Origin of the sequence: Psychrobacter phenylpyruvicus DSM 7000 = NBRC 102152, assembly GCF_000685805.1 — a bacterium.
Taxonomy (GTDB): Bacteria; Pseudomonadota; Gammaproteobacteria; order Pseudomonadales; family Moraxellaceae; genus Psychrobacter; species Psychrobacter phenylpyruvicus.
Window position 1 is genome coordinate 15,295 of record NZ_JMKP01000009.1, and the last position, 14,610, is coordinate 29,904.

Genomic DNA, 14,610 nt, shown 5'->3' on the forward strand with positions numbered 1-14,610 from the left:
ATAACTGTTGGCTTTATCAGTCAATAGCTAAATCAACAGCTAGTTAAATAAAGCTAGTTCAATAAATAGTTTTTTAAATAAATAGCTACTTAAATAAATAATAAATATTCTAAGGGATTAAAATATATGACAAATGAAAACATAAAAAACTCACAGCATAAATACGGTATTGTTCTTTATGGTGCCACAAGTTTTGTGGGTCAATTGGTTGCTGAGTATTTGCAAAAGTTCTTAGCCGCAGACAATACGGATAATGAAGTAAGCTGGGCAATTGCTGGTCGCAATCAACAAAAATTGGAGCAAGTTAAGCAGCAGGTAGGTAATACCGAGCTGCCGATTATTATTGCAGACAGTGAGGACGCCGATAGTCTAAATAAAATGGCCGCCCAAGCCCAAGTAATAATCTCCACGGTAGGACCTTACCTAAAATATGGAGAGCCTTTGATCAAAGCGTGTGCTGAGAATGGCACAGACTATGTCGACTTAACGGGTGAAGCTTTATTCATCAAAAACATGCTCGATAAGTATCAACAAACTGCTAAAGATTCTGGGGCGCGTATCGTCAACTCTTGTGGCTTTGACTCCCTGCCTTCCGATCTAGGCGTACTATTCACCCAAAACTGTGCCCAAAAAGAGTATGGCGAATATTGCGAAACCATTAATATGCGGGTGAAAGCGGCTAAAGGAGGTGTGTCAGGCGGGACGGTGTCTTCGATGGCTACTATCTTTGAGGAGCTTGGCAAAGATAAATCGCTGCGTAAACAGTTGGCCAACCCTTATCTGTTAAATGATGATGAAAATCGCCCTAATGTGCGTCAACAGAATATTAACCTTCCTCAGTGGGATGCTGAAAATGAGCGCTGGGTAGCCCCCTTTATTATGGCTTCCATTAATACCCGTATTGTTCATCGCTCCAATCAACTACGGGATTATCAATATGGTCGTGACTTTAAATATGATGAAGCCATGTGGTTGCCAGCAGGTCTGAAAGGTCGTCTTATGAGTTATGGAATGACGGCAGGTATTGCAGGCTTTGCGGCCAGCATGATGTTTAAGCCTAGCCGTGATCTGTTAAATGAGCATGTACTACCCAAATCTGGTGATGGCCCTTCTAAGTCAGAGCGAGAAAATGGCTATTTCGATATTCGCTTCTTTGGTTATACCAATACCAACCATGAAGTATTAACCAAGGTGACAGGTGACAAAGACCCTGGTTATGGTGGTACTTGTCAAATGCTGTCACAAAGTGCACTGTGTCTCCTGCAAGATATTAGTAGGCAAGAGGTGGAGGGAGGTTTTTGGACTCCGGCTGCTGCGATGGGTGAAGCCTTGATTAAGCGCTTACAAGATCACGCTGGCATTGAGTTTGTAGAGTTATCAGCATAGTTTTGTAGTAGCTAATATAAGCTGAATAACAAACTATAAGCTGAATATAAAACTAAATAACGTACTTAATAACACACAAAAAAGGACAGGCCTGAGGGCTGTCCTTTTTTAATAATAGTCAATTTATAATAGACAATTTGGCTAAGTAGCTATTTAAGGCCGGCTTGCTTTAATAAAGCACCTAATGAGCCAATTTTGTTCTCTTCAGGCTTTTGCTTCGCAGCAGGCTTGGTTTTGGCTTTATCATTGCGTGGGCTGTTACGTCCGCCTCTGTTAGCAGCTTTGGCCTTATTGCTTCTGCGTGGCGGGCGAGCAGCCTTAGTCTCTGCCTTATCAGCAGCAGTAGCACGTTTAGCGGGTGCTACTGCTTGCTCTGATTTCATGCTGAAGCCAATACGATTGCGTTTGGCATCTACTGAAATCACACGAACAGTGACGATATCGCCTGGTTTAACCAAGTTCATTGGGTCTTCAACGAAGTCGTTGGCCATCTCAGAGATGTGCACTAAGCCATCTTGGTGAACGCCTACATCCACAAAGCAGCCAAAGCCAGTGACGTTAGTTACTACGCCTTCTAGTTGCATGCCTTCTTCTAGATCACTGATGCTATTTACGTCGTCTCTAAACTGAGCCGTTTTAAACTCAGGGCGAGGGTCATGGGCAGGTTTAGCAAGCTCTTGTTTAATGGCCGCAAGACTAATGTTTTCATCATTAGCTGCTTCAATACCATCAGTGGCTAAGGTGTGAATCACACTGTCATTGCCTAAGACTTCAGTAATGTCTTTACCAGATTTTTCTAGAATTTGTTTTACCAAATCATAGCTCTCTGGATGCACACCAGTGGCATCTAAAGGCTCTTCGCCATCACGGATACGTAAGAAACCTGCGGCCTGTTCAAAGGTTTTCACGCCCAGTCTTGGCACGTCTTTTAGCTGCTCACGATTGGTAAAGGCGCCATGTTCTTTGCGATAATTTACTATCTGCTGAGCCACGTTGCGGTTTAGGCCGGCAATATGAGCCAAAATGGCAGGACTGGCAGTGTTTACATCAACGCCTACTGCGTTCACACAGTCTTGAGTAACTTTGTCTAAGCTATCAGACAGCTGAGATTGGTTCACATCATGTTGATATTGACCGACGCCAATGGCTTTTGGCTCAACTTTCACCAGCTCTGATAGAGGGTCTTGTAGGCGACGAGCAATAGAAACAGCGCCGCGGATTGACACGTCTAAGTCTGCCAATTCATCACTAGCCAACTCACTGGCTGAATAGACAGAAGCACCAGACTCATTTACCACGACGGCTTTGGCAGTGATGGCGTCATCGGCATCGATAACTTCTTTGATCATAGCATCGGTTTCACGGCTGGCCGTACCATTACCGATTGCTACTAATTCAACGTTATGCGTCTTTAATAGCTCAGAGATAGTGGCTTTTGCTTCATCCATTTTGTTGTCTGGAGCAAAAGGATACACTGTGGCGGTGGCAGGGGTGTTGTCAGCATCACGGATAACCTGACCTTGCGCATCGATAACTGCCATTTTTACGCCATGACGAATACCAGGATCGACACCTAGAATTACTTTACGACCAGCCGGGGCTGCCATCAGTAAGTGCTGAAGGTTACTAGCAAAGACATCAATGGCATCGGCTTCGGCAGCCAGGCGTTTTTCTGTTAATAAGCGGTGCTCTAAGTGCGGACGCCATTTGTCTTTCCACAAGCTATTGGCAGCCGCTACTAAGAATTCACGACGCTCTTCTGGCTGCTTGGCATCTAATTCAAAGTTGCTAATAATTTTTTCAACAAAAGGAGCGTCTTCACCGTCGACTTTAAGCACCAGTACGTTTTCTTGACGGCCACGTAGCATGGCAAGTAGGCGGTGATTAGGTAGGCGAGCTAAGCTCTCACTATGCTCAAAGTAGTCCGCAAATTTCTCACCAACCTCACGCTTTTCCTCAGAAGCCAAGCTTGAATTGATGGTGGCTGTCTTAGCGAAACCTGTGCGTAAAGCATCCAGTAGCTCTAATTCTTGAGTCCAATCATCGATAATGATGGCTTCAACACCGGCCAGCTGTTTTTCGGCATCTGAGAAGTCGACCTCAATCTCACTACCGGTATCATCGGTAATGGTCTCAGGTAACTGATAGCCCTGTAGCGCCTCAGTAGGAGTGATCTCGGTGGTTAATAGCTTCTCAGCGACCTCACCTAAGCCTGCAGCACGTGCTTTGGCAGCCAAAGAGCGGCGACGAGGACGATAAGGCAGATAGATGTCTTCTAACTCAAGCTTTGAGGTGGCTTGCTCAATGCGAGCTTGCAACGCTTCAGTTAGATTGCCTTGGCTTTGTAATAGCTCAAGAATCTTAGCACGACGTGACGCCATGTCGCGCTCATAATTCAGGCCTTTTTCCAAAGCACGTAGTTGACTGTCATCTAGGCCTTGCGTTTTTTCTTTACGATAACGGGCGATAAACGGCACCGTAGCACCTTCGTCGTAAAGCTTAACAAACGCATTGACTTGCGCAGGCTTAATGCCCAGCTCTTTTGCAAGCTTGGTATGGATGTTGGCAATGACATCAGCCGGCAAGTTAGTACTGCCTTGGCTGGTAGGGGTGTTGGTAGTTGGGGTATCGGTTTGGTTCATATCCGTATCGAAGTTAATAAATGTGGTTGGCATTATAACAAAAGCTGACATAATAAAAACGCTTTTGCGTATTTATGTTTATTTCTGTCAATAAGTCTTGATTATTTAACAAACCCATACAGCACTACTATGTAATAGGTGTGTAATTTGTTTCATAATCTTATACACTAAATGATGTCCATTGTCAGGCTTAATGTTATCTGTCTTAAATTATAATAGACGATGGGCAATAGAGGATTTTAGGACGGCTAACAAGTTGAGGCAATAGTCCCTTAGCATTATCTGCAATGAGTACCGTATATTATTAAGTTAATCATTGATTAATGCTGGCTTCATAACCATATATAACATAAGACCTAATTCAATTTTATTTTAGCAATTAAAATGCAAAATGTATTTTTCCCTTTACCCTCTGGGTTACTATAATAAATAAACAGCAGGAAAATATTATGTCAGACAATAAAATAAACAATACCGACAGTTTAACCCACCGTATATTGGTAGTAGATGATGATGCCCGTTTGCGCTCTTTATTACAACGCTTTCTAGAAGACGACGGTTTTGTGGTGCGCACCGCTCATGATGGCAGTCAGATGGATAAATTGATGCAACGTGAGTTATTCTCATTGGTGGTGCTAGACTTAATGCTACCAGGAGAAGATGGTATTAGCATCTGTAAGCGCTTGCGTGAAGATAATAGTGATATCCCTATCATTATGTTGACTGCCAAAGGCTCAGACAGTGACCGTATTGCCGGGCTAGAGGCGGGTGCGGATGATTATCTACCCAAGCCATTTAACCCAAAAGAGTTGCTGGCTCGCATTAAAGCGGTTTTACGTCGTCATAGCCGTGAGTTACCTGGCGCTCCTTCGCAGCAGGTAGAAGTGGTAGAGTTCGGACCTTGGACCTTGGATTTATCAACACGTACCTTAAAACGTGATGGTAACGTGGTGACCTTAACCACCGGTGAGTTCTCAGTGTTGAAAGCTCTAGTGCAGCACCCTCGTGAGCCGTTAACTCGCGATAAGTTAATGAACTTAGCGCGCGGCAGAGAGTGGGGCGCTATGGAGCGCTCTATTGACGTTCAAGTATCACGCTTACGTCGTTTGATTGAAGACAATCCTTCGCAGGCTCGTTATATTCAGACAGTCTGGGGCGTGGGCTACGTGTTTGTTCCCGATGAAGAAGATGCCTAAATAATAGCTTCTTTGTCCAAAAAAAAGGCACTCTATTTAATATAGAGTGCCTTTTTAGTTTTTTATATTAACAACTTTTTATATTTAGTGCTTTTTTATAGTTTATAAATCAATGCCGACCATTGTCGTTAATAACTGTCTTTACTTATGCAGAGCCAATAAATTAACGCCTAGCTAATAAATCAACGCAATTGACTGTCTTTACTGCCACGGCGATTATACAGCTCTTGAGTCTTGGTATGAGCTTCTAGCTCAGACTGGCATTTGACACAGTGCTCTACTCCAGGCAAGGCTTGACGCCGAGCTTCTGGGATACGCTCGCCACATTCCTCACAGAATTCTAAGCTTTCACCTTTAGGCAAGGCTCTCCTTGCCCGTTCAAGAGCATCATTGACGGTGGCATCCATTTGTTCGTGCTCTGCGCCATCGCGCGCCCATCCTCCAGCCATAATAGACTCCTTTTCTTATTTAGATTTGCCCAAATAAAATCAGGGCTTATCCTTATATTATGGGGCTATCAGCCTATTTTTCAAGGTAGAGCTTGGCGGTTACAATAAGCTTAGAGGCACAAAAAAGCAGAAGCTTCGAGGGCTTCTGCTTTTAGCATAGCTTAAGTTATTATCGATATTTAGGAGGATTTAAGCTATTAGTGATGCAGGTTATTAGCAATAAAGTTTATTAGCAAGATAGGTTATTTAGGTTGCAAAGCAATAACCTGACCTCTTACCCCAATGCTAGCATCGCTCATTAAGCACACATATGCCGGCATAATATCTTCTGGAGTCTTCAGACTCATTGGGTTCTCACCAGGATAGGCATGAGCGCGCATGTTGGTGCGGGTGCCGCCTGGATTGATACAGTTAAAGCGTAAGCTGGTGGTGTTTTGAGTCTCTTGGGTAAAAATATCGCTCATACCCTCAACGGCTTGCTTCGATAAGGCATAGGCTCCCCAAAAAGCGCGAGGATGAGTACCGACTGAGCTACTGGTAAACACAAAAGAGCCGTTATCCACTTCTTTGACCAACGGCATGAGTACCTGAGTCAGCATAAAGGTTGCGGTAGTGTTGATGCGCATCACTTGCTCAAAGGTCACGATGTCATACATCTCTAGCGGGGTTAGTGCCCCTAAGATTCCCGCATTATGCAGCACGCCGTGCAGCTCACCAATTTCGGTTTGAATAAGGTTTGCTAACTGCTGCATATCGCTATAGCTAGCCGTTTCAAGATTCATCGGCATAATCGCAGGTTGTTTGCCACCCGCCGCCTCAATTTCATCGTAAACGGCTTCTAACTTACTTAAGGTTTTACCTAGCAATAACACAGTGGCACCGTACTTTGCGTAGGTTAGGGCAGCGACTCGGCCGATACCATCCCCTGCACCGGTGACTAAGATGGTTTTACCTTGTAAGCAGTTTGGCTCAGGCTCAAAGTTGCGAATTTGTTCGTGGGTTAAAGGAGTTTGCGTCATAAGGTCACTATTTCTTTATTTTAAAGAGAATTTATTTTAAAGAGAGCTTTACTTAAAAAATTACTATTTACAGAGCACTGTTATAGCGGTGTTAAAAGCACTGATTTAAAAAAGTAAAACTATAGATAATCAAACTGTTTTGAGCGTAACAGTTTTACCAATGCCTTTGGGGACTCAACAATATAGTCGGCGCCCCAAGCTTCTAAATTATCTTGATCTTCAGGGGGAATATAGCCATAGCTGGCCAGTACGTTGGTCATGCCAGCTGCTGCACCAGCTTGAACATCACGAATATGGTCACCAACATAGATCACGCTATTGGCAATACCACGAGGTAACTCAAGTTTTTCTAAAGCGAGGTACATTGGTTCCGGATCAGGCTTAGTGTTACTCACATCGTCAGGACAGACTAAGACAGAACAGCGCTCAGCGAGATCTAGGCACTCTAAAAGCTTGGTAGATAGGTAGCGGGGCTTATTAGTAACAATACCCCAAGGGATGTCATTTGTATCATAGAAGTCTAATAAAGACTCAAGCTCTGGGAACACTCGGCTGTCGACGCAGATATCCGCTTCATATTGGTCCAAAAATTGCTGACGATACAGCTGCACCTGCTCTTCTGTAAGAGGTTGGTTATTGTATTTCAGCATTAAACTGACCATGGCACTTGCCCCTGCTGAAACTTGCTCACGAATGGCATCATTAGAGGGGACCTGCCAACCATTGGCTTCAGACATACGGCCAATAATGCGGATAAAATCTGCTGCCGTATCGATTAAAGTGCCGTCTAAATCAAACAAGACGGCTTTGACATAATTTGCTGACATAATTTATTCTTTTTTAAAGGAAGGTTTAAGTAATTTAATTTAAAAGACTCAAAAGACAGAAAAATCAAAGCGTACTGTATATAGCTCTTTGCTTGGTTTAGCTACTCAGCTGGTTTGGCTATTCAGTAGGCTTGACCACCGCCATCATATAGTTCACATCAACATTTTGTGCTAACCAATAACGCTTAGTAATTGGATTGTAATGCAAGCCGATTAAGTCTTGACGGTTAAAGCCGGCATTGATCGCCATTTTATCCAGCTCCGCTGGGGTGATGAACTTGGCGTAATCATGGGTGCCCCGATCTAATAAGCGTAGGACGTATTCGGCGCCAATAATGGCAAATAAGTAGGACTTAGGGTTGCGGTTAATGGTAGATAGAACACAAACGCCGCCTGGCTTCAATAAATCAAAGCAAGCTTGCACAATCTGACTGGGGTCAGGAACGTGTTCGAGCATCTCCATACAAGTGACTACATCGTAGCTTTCAGGCTGCTCAGCCGCCAACTGCTCAATAGCAATATGCTTGTAGCGTAAACGGTCGGTTAACCCCGATTGCTCGGCATGGACAGTCGCCGCCTGTAAATTCTCAATACCTAAGTCGACACCAGTAGCATCAGCGCCTCTGCGAGCCATGGACTCCGTCAAAATTCCGCCGCCACAGCCCACATCCAGTACTGTTTTTGCAGTTAACCCTGTGCCCATATGACGAATGACGTTTTCTTCAATCCAATTTAGGCGAAGCGGGTTAATCTCATGTAAAGTGGCGAATGGGCCTTGTTTATCCCACCATTGATTAGCGAGCTGGGTGAATTTACCCACCTCACTCATGTCCACGTTATTACCCAAATCGTTGTGTTGTTGCTGGGTCGCACTTGAAGTGGTATTTTGTGTTTCAGCGTTTGCAACGGGACTATCAGAAGGAGTTGAGCTGGTTGGCGTATTGAACTGGGTCATGAGTTATCCTAAAAGTTGTCTAATTATTAACCGAGTTTATTGCTAAGTGGGTTAATCTTATTATTTTGAGTCTATAATGATTACCGTCTATCTTACCATGCTTAATAAAATAGGGCATCTTCAATGGCGGGGTTTACAGACGATAATTTACAGTGTTTTACAAGATTTAACGCTACTTATTAGGCCAATTGCGATAACTCAATAACGCATATTTAACCATCTATTAAGGTTTTAGCAAAGCTTACGGTTCACACAGCACTGATAAATGCGTTATCATAGCGTTATCTGAATAAGTAGCGACGACTCGTTGGCCTTGATTATCATATTTTAGGTTAACTGTTATTTGATACTTATGGATTGGCTACCAGCTTCCAAGTATCCAAGTGGCGAACTTCAAATTCAATATTGATCCCCAACCTATCTATATACATATTCTTAAGGAATTACGATGAAGTTTTATTCTCAGCGAGGTTTTGCTTTAGCCTCTTTAGTTGCCGCTGTGGGCTTAGCCTCGATGCCAGCCTCCGCAGCAGATTATGTGGCAGGTAAAGACTATGTAGTATTGGATAATCCTGAAAGCATTAGTGGCGACAAAATTATTGTTCGTGAGTTCTTCTGGTATGGTTGTCCACATTGTTATGCCTTGAATCCGCATATGCAAAAATGGGCCAAGACCAAGCCTAGCGATGTGCTGTTTTTAGAGTCACCAGCTGCCCTAAATCCAATGTGGGAAGTTAATGCGCGTGGTTTCTATGCGGCTCAATTGATGGGCTATCAAGCAAAAACTCACAATAAGTTGTTTGATGCTATTCATAAAGACAACAAACGTCTATTTGACCAAAACTCTCTATCTAAATGGTACGCGAGCCAAGGCCTAGATCAAACGAAATTCAATAGCCTATATAACTCGTTTGCGGTTAGTACCAAAGTAGCTCGTTCAAAAGCAGGCGCTAAACGTTATCAGTTAACGGGTGTGCCTGCTGTGGTTGTGCATGGTAGATATGTGGTACAAGGTGAGTCTGAGAAAGTGCCAAAAGTAGTAGATTACTTAGTGAAAAAAGTACGCACAGACTTAAAAGCTGGCAAATAGTTTTCGTTTATTTGTCTTATATATCTCATTTATCCGCTAAATATAAAAAAAGACCGAGCTTAGCTTGGTCTTTTTTTATGTGACTTATCTAAAAAAATAGGGTGCTGAAGTTTTATGAACCCAGTCTTACTAAGTAGGAGTGTTTTGTAAATTAGAAGAGTTTTGGATAAAAAAATATTGTAAATAAGAACCGTTATCGTTATCATATGGATTAAGTTATGAACCGGAAGCGCTTTGGCAAGCCAATAGATGAGGATATCAAGATGATCGTTTGCATATGTAATAATGTTAAAGACCGTCAAATAAAAGCCGCTCTTGCTTCAGGCGTCAATTCTATGGATGCCTTAAAAGCAACTTTGGATGTAGCGACTTGCTGTGGCTGCTGTGAGCCTATGGTTAATGACTTTTTAGAAGAGCATCAAGCCATGAGCGTGGATAGCGAATTGGCGGGTCAACTGGCCTATGCCGTATAAAGTTGAATGGTGCTTAATTGAGTGGTGCTTAACTGAGTTTAACCTAGTATAAAACAGCTTAAGATTTAGATTAGAAAAATTAGCTTAGAATAAAAAGAATGAATAATAATAAAAGCAAACTTGAAGTGAGCCTAGAGATTCTCGGGTTCACTTTTTTTATGGCTAAGAGTTTCTCATTTAGATTAGTCCCTCTATTCGCAGTTCCAAAAAATTCTGTGTAGAGGTTCTAAATTTGTTACTATATAGACCAATAAGCAAGTAAATCAAATAGATAAATAAAAGGTAGCTACCATGAAAGGCAGTCAGAAAGTCATTGATTATTTAAACTTTTTACTTGGGGGTGAGTTAGGGGCCCGCGATCAGTATTTTATTCATTCAGAAATGTATGGTGAGTGGAACTACGGCAAGCTGTATGATCGTATTCACCATGAAATGGAAGATGAGACCGAGCATGCTCAGGCCATTATCCGTCGTATATTAATGCTCGGCGGTAAGCCGGACATGACGGTTGATGCCATTACTGTGGGCAGCGCGGTTCCTGAAATGCTTAAGCTTGACCTAGAGCTTGAATACAAAGTTCAGCAACATCTAAAGGATGGCATTGCTCTTTGTGAGCAAGAGCATGACTATGTGACCCGTGATATCTTGGTCGATCAGCTAGAAGATACCGAAGAGGATCATGCACACTGGTTAGAGCAACAGCTTCGTTTAATTGATATGGTTGGTCTGCAAAACTACCTACAAAGCCAAATGGGTGATATTTCAGAATAATCCATTAAGCCGTATTAGCTAGAATTATTTTATAATTTCAGCACCTAGTAAGTGCTAAAGCAAAAGTAGGAGAAAGTTATGCAGGGTGATAAAGAAGTCCTTGGCGCTTTAAATAAAGTGCTTGGCCAGTCGTTAATCGCCATTAACCAGTATTTTTTGCATGCTCGTATTGCCAAAAACTGGGGTATTGAAGAGTTAAATGAAGCCTTCTATAAACAGTCTATTGCTGAGATGAAGTGGTCAGATGCACTGATTGAGCGTATTTTGTTACTAGAGGGTCTGCCAAACTTGCAAGAGTACGGTAAGCTGTTCATCGGTGAAGATGTGGCGGAGATGATTGAGTGCAATGTGCGCTTAGAAGACCAAAAGTTTACCACTATTACCGAGTCAATTACGCTGTGTGAACAAAAGCAAGATTATGTGTCACGTAAGCTGTTATTAGATTTAAAAGATGGCAACGAAGAGTATTCAGACTGGCTAGATACCCAACAAGAGTTGATCGAAGCTATGGGCCTAGAAAACTATGTCCAAGCCAAAATTGATGACTAATAGAGGATAGGGCGCTGTTGATGCCTTAGCTCTATAGAGTCTAGTCTGTTTAAGAGCAGCTTATGTTAACTGATACCAACTTACAAAAGTAAGTTGGTATTTTTTTATCCATTTAGTTTAATCATCAGTTAAGGTGTACTCATTAGCCAGTTACAGCTATACTAAAAACGCAAGATTTATTTGTGGTATAACTAGATGAACCCCAACATATAATTTGAATAAAAAAAGGAGTAGCTATGCCTGCATTACGTTCTGACGTTGATCCCGATGGTTTATTAGAGTATTCAGTGGTCTATACTGACCGTGCTTTAAACCACATGTCAAAAGTATTTCAACAGGTAATGAATGACCTATCTAGCAACTTAAAGCAAGTTTACGCAGCAAATGCTGTGGCTATTGTGCCAGGCTCAGGTACCTATGCTATGGAAGCCATTGCCCGCCAATTAGCCACTGATAAGAACTGCTTAGTTGTGCGTAATGGTTGGTTTAGTTATCGCTGGACTCAGATTTTAGAAAAAGGAAAAATCGCCAAAACAGTAGGCGCATTAAAAGCAAATCAGGTGGGAGGTGAGTCAGAAGAGGGTATCCCGAATCCTTTTGCACCAGTAGCTATTGAAGAGGCTGTGGCAGCGATTAAAGAGCAAAAGCCAGACTTAGTATTTGCGCCGCATGTTGAGACTGCTTCTGGCATGATATTGCCTGATGATTATATCAAGCAGTTGGCAGACGCTGTACATAGTGTGGGCGGCTTATTGGTTATTGACTGTATTGCCTCAGGTTGTATCTGGTTGGATATGCAGCAGCTAGGTATTGACGTTCTTGTTTCAGCCCCACAAAAAGGCTGGAGCAGTACTCCTTGTGCCGGTCTAGTAATGCTAAGCGAAAAAGCTGTGGCTCAGGTAGAGGCTACAGAATCCGATAGCTTTAGTTTAGACTTAAAGCAGTGGTTAACCATCATGCGCGCTTATGAAAATGGGGGCCATGCCTATCATGCTACCATGCCAACTGACAGCTTGCGTATGTTCCGTGATGTGATGTTGGAAGCCAAAAACATTGGCTTTGAAGAGTTAAAGCAAGCGCAGTGGGAATTAGGCAATCGTATTCGTGACCTATTGGAAGACCGCGGCATCCAAAGCGTGGCTGCCGAAGGGTATCAAGCCCCAGGGGTTGTGGTGTGCTACACCGATGATGAAGAGATGCATAAAGGCCGTGCTTTTGCTGAACACGGCATGCAGATCGCATCAGGCGTACCGCTACAAGTGGGTGAGCCGGACGGTTTCCAGACTTTCCGTCTGGGTCTATTTGGTCTTGATAAACTAACCGACATAGATGGTGCGGTAGAGCGCTTTAAACTGGTACTGGATAAAGTACAGCCTGCGTAATTAAGCAGACCAGCTAAGCTTTATAACAGAAGCTTTTGGTAAAACAATAAAATTAGATAAAACAATAAAAATGCCCATTGATTATCAATGGGCATTTTTATTAATTTTTATTGATTAAAGCAATCTTTGTCGCTTAATGCATAACCTTTGGCTCTTCATTGGCCATGGATTGGGCGGCATTACGTAGCTCAAACTTCTGGATTTTACCAGTGCTGGTTTTTGGGATTTCGCAGAAGATAACGTGTTTCGGCACTTTGAATTTTGCCAAGTTCTGGCGACAATGCTCGATAACCTGATCTCGGGTCAAAGTGGCCCCTTCGGCAATTTCAATAAATGCCACCGGTACTTCGCCCCACTTCTCATTGGAGGCGGCGACCACACCGCAACTATTCACTTGTGGCAGAGCATATAGAATGTTCTCGATTTCAATACTAGAAATATTTTCTCCCCCTGAAATGATGATGTCTTTTAAGCGGTCCATAATCTTAATATAGCCATCGGCATCTTTGACTCCCAAATCCCCAGTACGGAACCAGCCGCCTGCAAAGGCTTCTTCGGTAGCTTTAGGGTTTTTTAGATAGCCTTTCATGACCATATTACCTTTTAATGCCAGCTCTCCCATCTCAGTTCCATCGGCAGCCACCGGCTCATTGGTACCTTGTTTTAGCACTTCAAATCCTGTCATTAGATGTGAGGTAGTGCCTTGGCGAGATTTCTTAGAAGCACGCTCTGCTACCGACAGCTGTTGCCACTCATCATGTTCTGCGCAGATAGTTACTGGGCCATAGACTTCGGTCAAGCCGTAAACGTGAGTGATGTTGAAGTTCATGGCTTCCATCTTCTCTAACATCGCCTCTGATGGCGGGGCACCGGCCACAAAACCATTAACGGTATGAGTAATGGCTTGCTTTAGGGCTTCATCGCCAGCAGCAATCATATTATGCACAACAGGTGCGGCACAATAATGGGTAATGTTATATTTGGCAATCAGCTTGAGAATTAAGTTGGCATTAATTTGGCGTAAACACACATTAATACCCGCTCGTTCAGCCACTGTCCATGGGAAGCACCAGCCGTTGCAATGAAAGAGGGGTAGGGTCCACAGATAGGTATTAAACTTGGGCATGTCCCAATCCAAAATATTGGATAACGCATTGAGCGTGGCACCTCGATGGTGATAGACCACCCCTTTGGGTTTGCCAGTGGTGCCAGAAGTATAGTTTAAAGCAATCGCATCCCACTCATTTTCGGGGTATATGGTTTGATCAAACTCTTTCGCGGCTTGATCGCTCTCGAATTCACCAAACTCAATCAGCTGCTCGTAACTCATTTTGCCAAAAGGTTTGGTCTCAGCAAATGCCCTGTCAGTTGCATGAATAAGGATTAAATGAGGGAAAGTTTCTTCGATAAGATCGACATGCTCAGCAAACTCACTGTCTAAGATCAGTACTTTGGCCTCAGAGTGCTGCAGACAAAAAGTGAGCGCGCCGATATCTAGCCGAGTGTTCAAAGTACAGAGTACGCCTTGCGACATAGGCACTCCAAAGGCGGCCTCGACCATAGCAGGAGTGTTAGGCGCCATAATAGCTACTGTATCATCTTTATTAATACCCAACTTTCTTAATCCATGCGCAAGGCTGCGGCAACGACTATAGGTTTGTGCCCAAGTGTAGGTAATCGGTGCCTGCACCAAGTCATCATAAATGATAGAGGTTTTATTAGGATATACAGCAGTTGTACGCGTAATAAATTGAATCGGAGTTAACGGCTGGTAGTTGGCCTCATTCTTAGCTAGGCCCGTACTATAATCGGTCATGGCAGATAGTCCTTTATCAGAATTGGGAGCCTTCGTATCTTAGTGAGAGTGCCTA

General features: G+C 43.2%; 13 protein-coding genes. 7 read left to right on the forward strand and 6 right to left on the reverse strand.

Going from position 1 to position 14,610, the window contains the following annotated elements; genetic code table 11:
- Positions 1-126 precede the first annotated feature (126 nt).
- Positions 127-1,386, forward strand: coding sequence for a saccharopine dehydrogenase family protein (locus G561_RS0105235; protein WP_028858610.1), 1,260 nt, complete (start codon positions 127-129; stop codon positions 1,384-1,386).
- Between the two features lie 149 nt (positions 1,387-1,535).
- Here G561_RS0105235 and G561_RS0105240 read toward each other — a convergent pair whose 3' ends face one another.
- The gene (locus G561_RS0105240) at positions 1,536-4,028 is read right to left on the reverse strand and encodes a Tex family protein (RefSeq protein WP_028858611.1); all 2,493 of its coding nucleotides are present in this window, start codon (positions 4,026-4,028) and stop codon (positions 1,536-1,538) included.
- 449 nt (positions 4,029-4,477) lie between these two features.
- Between G561_RS0105240 and ompR the strand changes: the two genes are divergently transcribed.
- Complete coding sequence (gene ompR / locus G561_RS0105245) at positions 4,478-5,224, forward strand: osmolarity response regulator transcription factor OmpR (protein ID WP_007395826.1); 747 nt, start codon at positions 4,478-4,480, stop codon at positions 5,222-5,224.
- A gap of 182 nt (positions 5,225-5,406) precedes the next feature.
- On the opposite strand, the gene G561_RS0105250 is transcribed toward ompR, so the two are convergent.
- The 4 genes from G561_RS0105250 to ubiG all read right to left on the reverse strand — a co-directional run bounded on the left by G561_RS0105250 (position 5,407) and on the right by ubiG (position 8,474).
- Positions 5,407-5,673: a DksA/TraR family C4-type zinc finger protein gene (locus G561_RS0105250; RefSeq protein WP_028858613.1), complete on the reverse strand. Its 267-nt coding sequence runs from the start codon at positions 5,671-5,673 to the stop codon at positions 5,407-5,409.
- Between the two features lie 242 nt (positions 5,674-5,915).
- Positions 5,916-6,692 carry a YciK family oxidoreductase gene (locus G561_RS0105255; RefSeq protein ID WP_028858614.1) on the reverse strand — a complete coding sequence of 259 codons (777 nt, stop codon included), beginning with the start codon at positions 6,690-6,692 and terminating at the stop codon, positions 5,916-5,918.
- Between the two features lie 119 nt (positions 6,693-6,811).
- Positions 6,812-7,519, reverse strand: coding sequence for an HAD family hydrolase (locus G561_RS0105260; RefSeq protein WP_028858615.1), 708 nt, complete (start codon positions 7,517-7,519; stop codon positions 6,812-6,814).
- A gap of 118 nt (positions 7,520-7,637) precedes the next feature.
- Positions 7,638-8,474, reverse strand: a complete 837-nt coding sequence (ubiG, locus tag G561_RS14020; RefSeq protein ID WP_051584383.1) for a bifunctional 2-polyprenyl-6-hydroxyphenol methylase/3-demethylubiquinol 3-O-methyltransferase UbiG — start codon at positions 8,472-8,474, stop codon at positions 7,638-7,640.
- 448 nt (positions 8,475-8,922) lie between these two features.
- On the opposite strand from ubiG, the gene G561_RS0105270 reads away from it, so the two are divergent.
- The 5 genes from G561_RS0105270 to G561_RS0105290 all read left to right on the forward strand — a co-directional run bounded on the left by G561_RS0105270 (position 8,923) and on the right by G561_RS0105290 (position 12,739).
- A complete protein-coding gene (locus tag G561_RS0105270; protein ID WP_028858616.1) occupies positions 8,923-9,564 on the forward strand; it encodes a thiol:disulfide interchange protein DsbA/DsbL in 642 nt (213 codons plus the stop codon).
- Between the two features lie 218 nt (positions 9,565-9,782).
- Positions 9,783-10,037: a (2Fe-2S)-binding protein gene (locus G561_RS0105275; RefSeq protein WP_425271675.1), complete on the forward strand. Its 255-nt coding sequence runs from the start codon at positions 9,783-9,785 to the stop codon at positions 10,035-10,037.
- Between the two features lie 291 nt (positions 10,038-10,328).
- Positions 10,329-10,808, forward strand: a complete 480-nt coding sequence (gene bfr, locus G561_RS0105280; protein ID WP_028858618.1) for a bacterioferritin — start codon at positions 10,329-10,331, stop codon at positions 10,806-10,808.
- Between the two features lie 78 nt (positions 10,809-10,886).
- On the forward strand, positions 10,887-11,357 hold the full coding sequence (bfr, locus tag G561_RS0105285) for a bacterioferritin (RefSeq protein ID WP_028858619.1): 471 nt from the start codon (positions 10,887-10,889) through the stop codon (positions 11,355-11,357).
- Positions 11,358-11,593: 236 nt separating this feature from the next.
- Positions 11,594-12,739, forward strand: coding sequence for an aminotransferase class V-fold PLP-dependent enzyme (locus G561_RS0105290; protein WP_028858620.1), 1,146 nt, complete (start codon positions 11,594-11,596; stop codon positions 12,737-12,739).
- A gap of 133 nt (positions 12,740-12,872) precedes the next feature.
- Here the strand turns inward: G561_RS0105290 and G561_RS0105295 are convergent, their stop codons facing one another.
- Complete coding sequence (locus G561_RS0105295; RefSeq protein ID WP_028858621.1) at positions 12,873-14,555, reverse strand: AMP-binding protein; 1,683 nt, start codon at positions 14,553-14,555, stop codon at positions 12,873-12,875.
- Positions 14,556-14,610 lie beyond the last annotated feature (55 nt).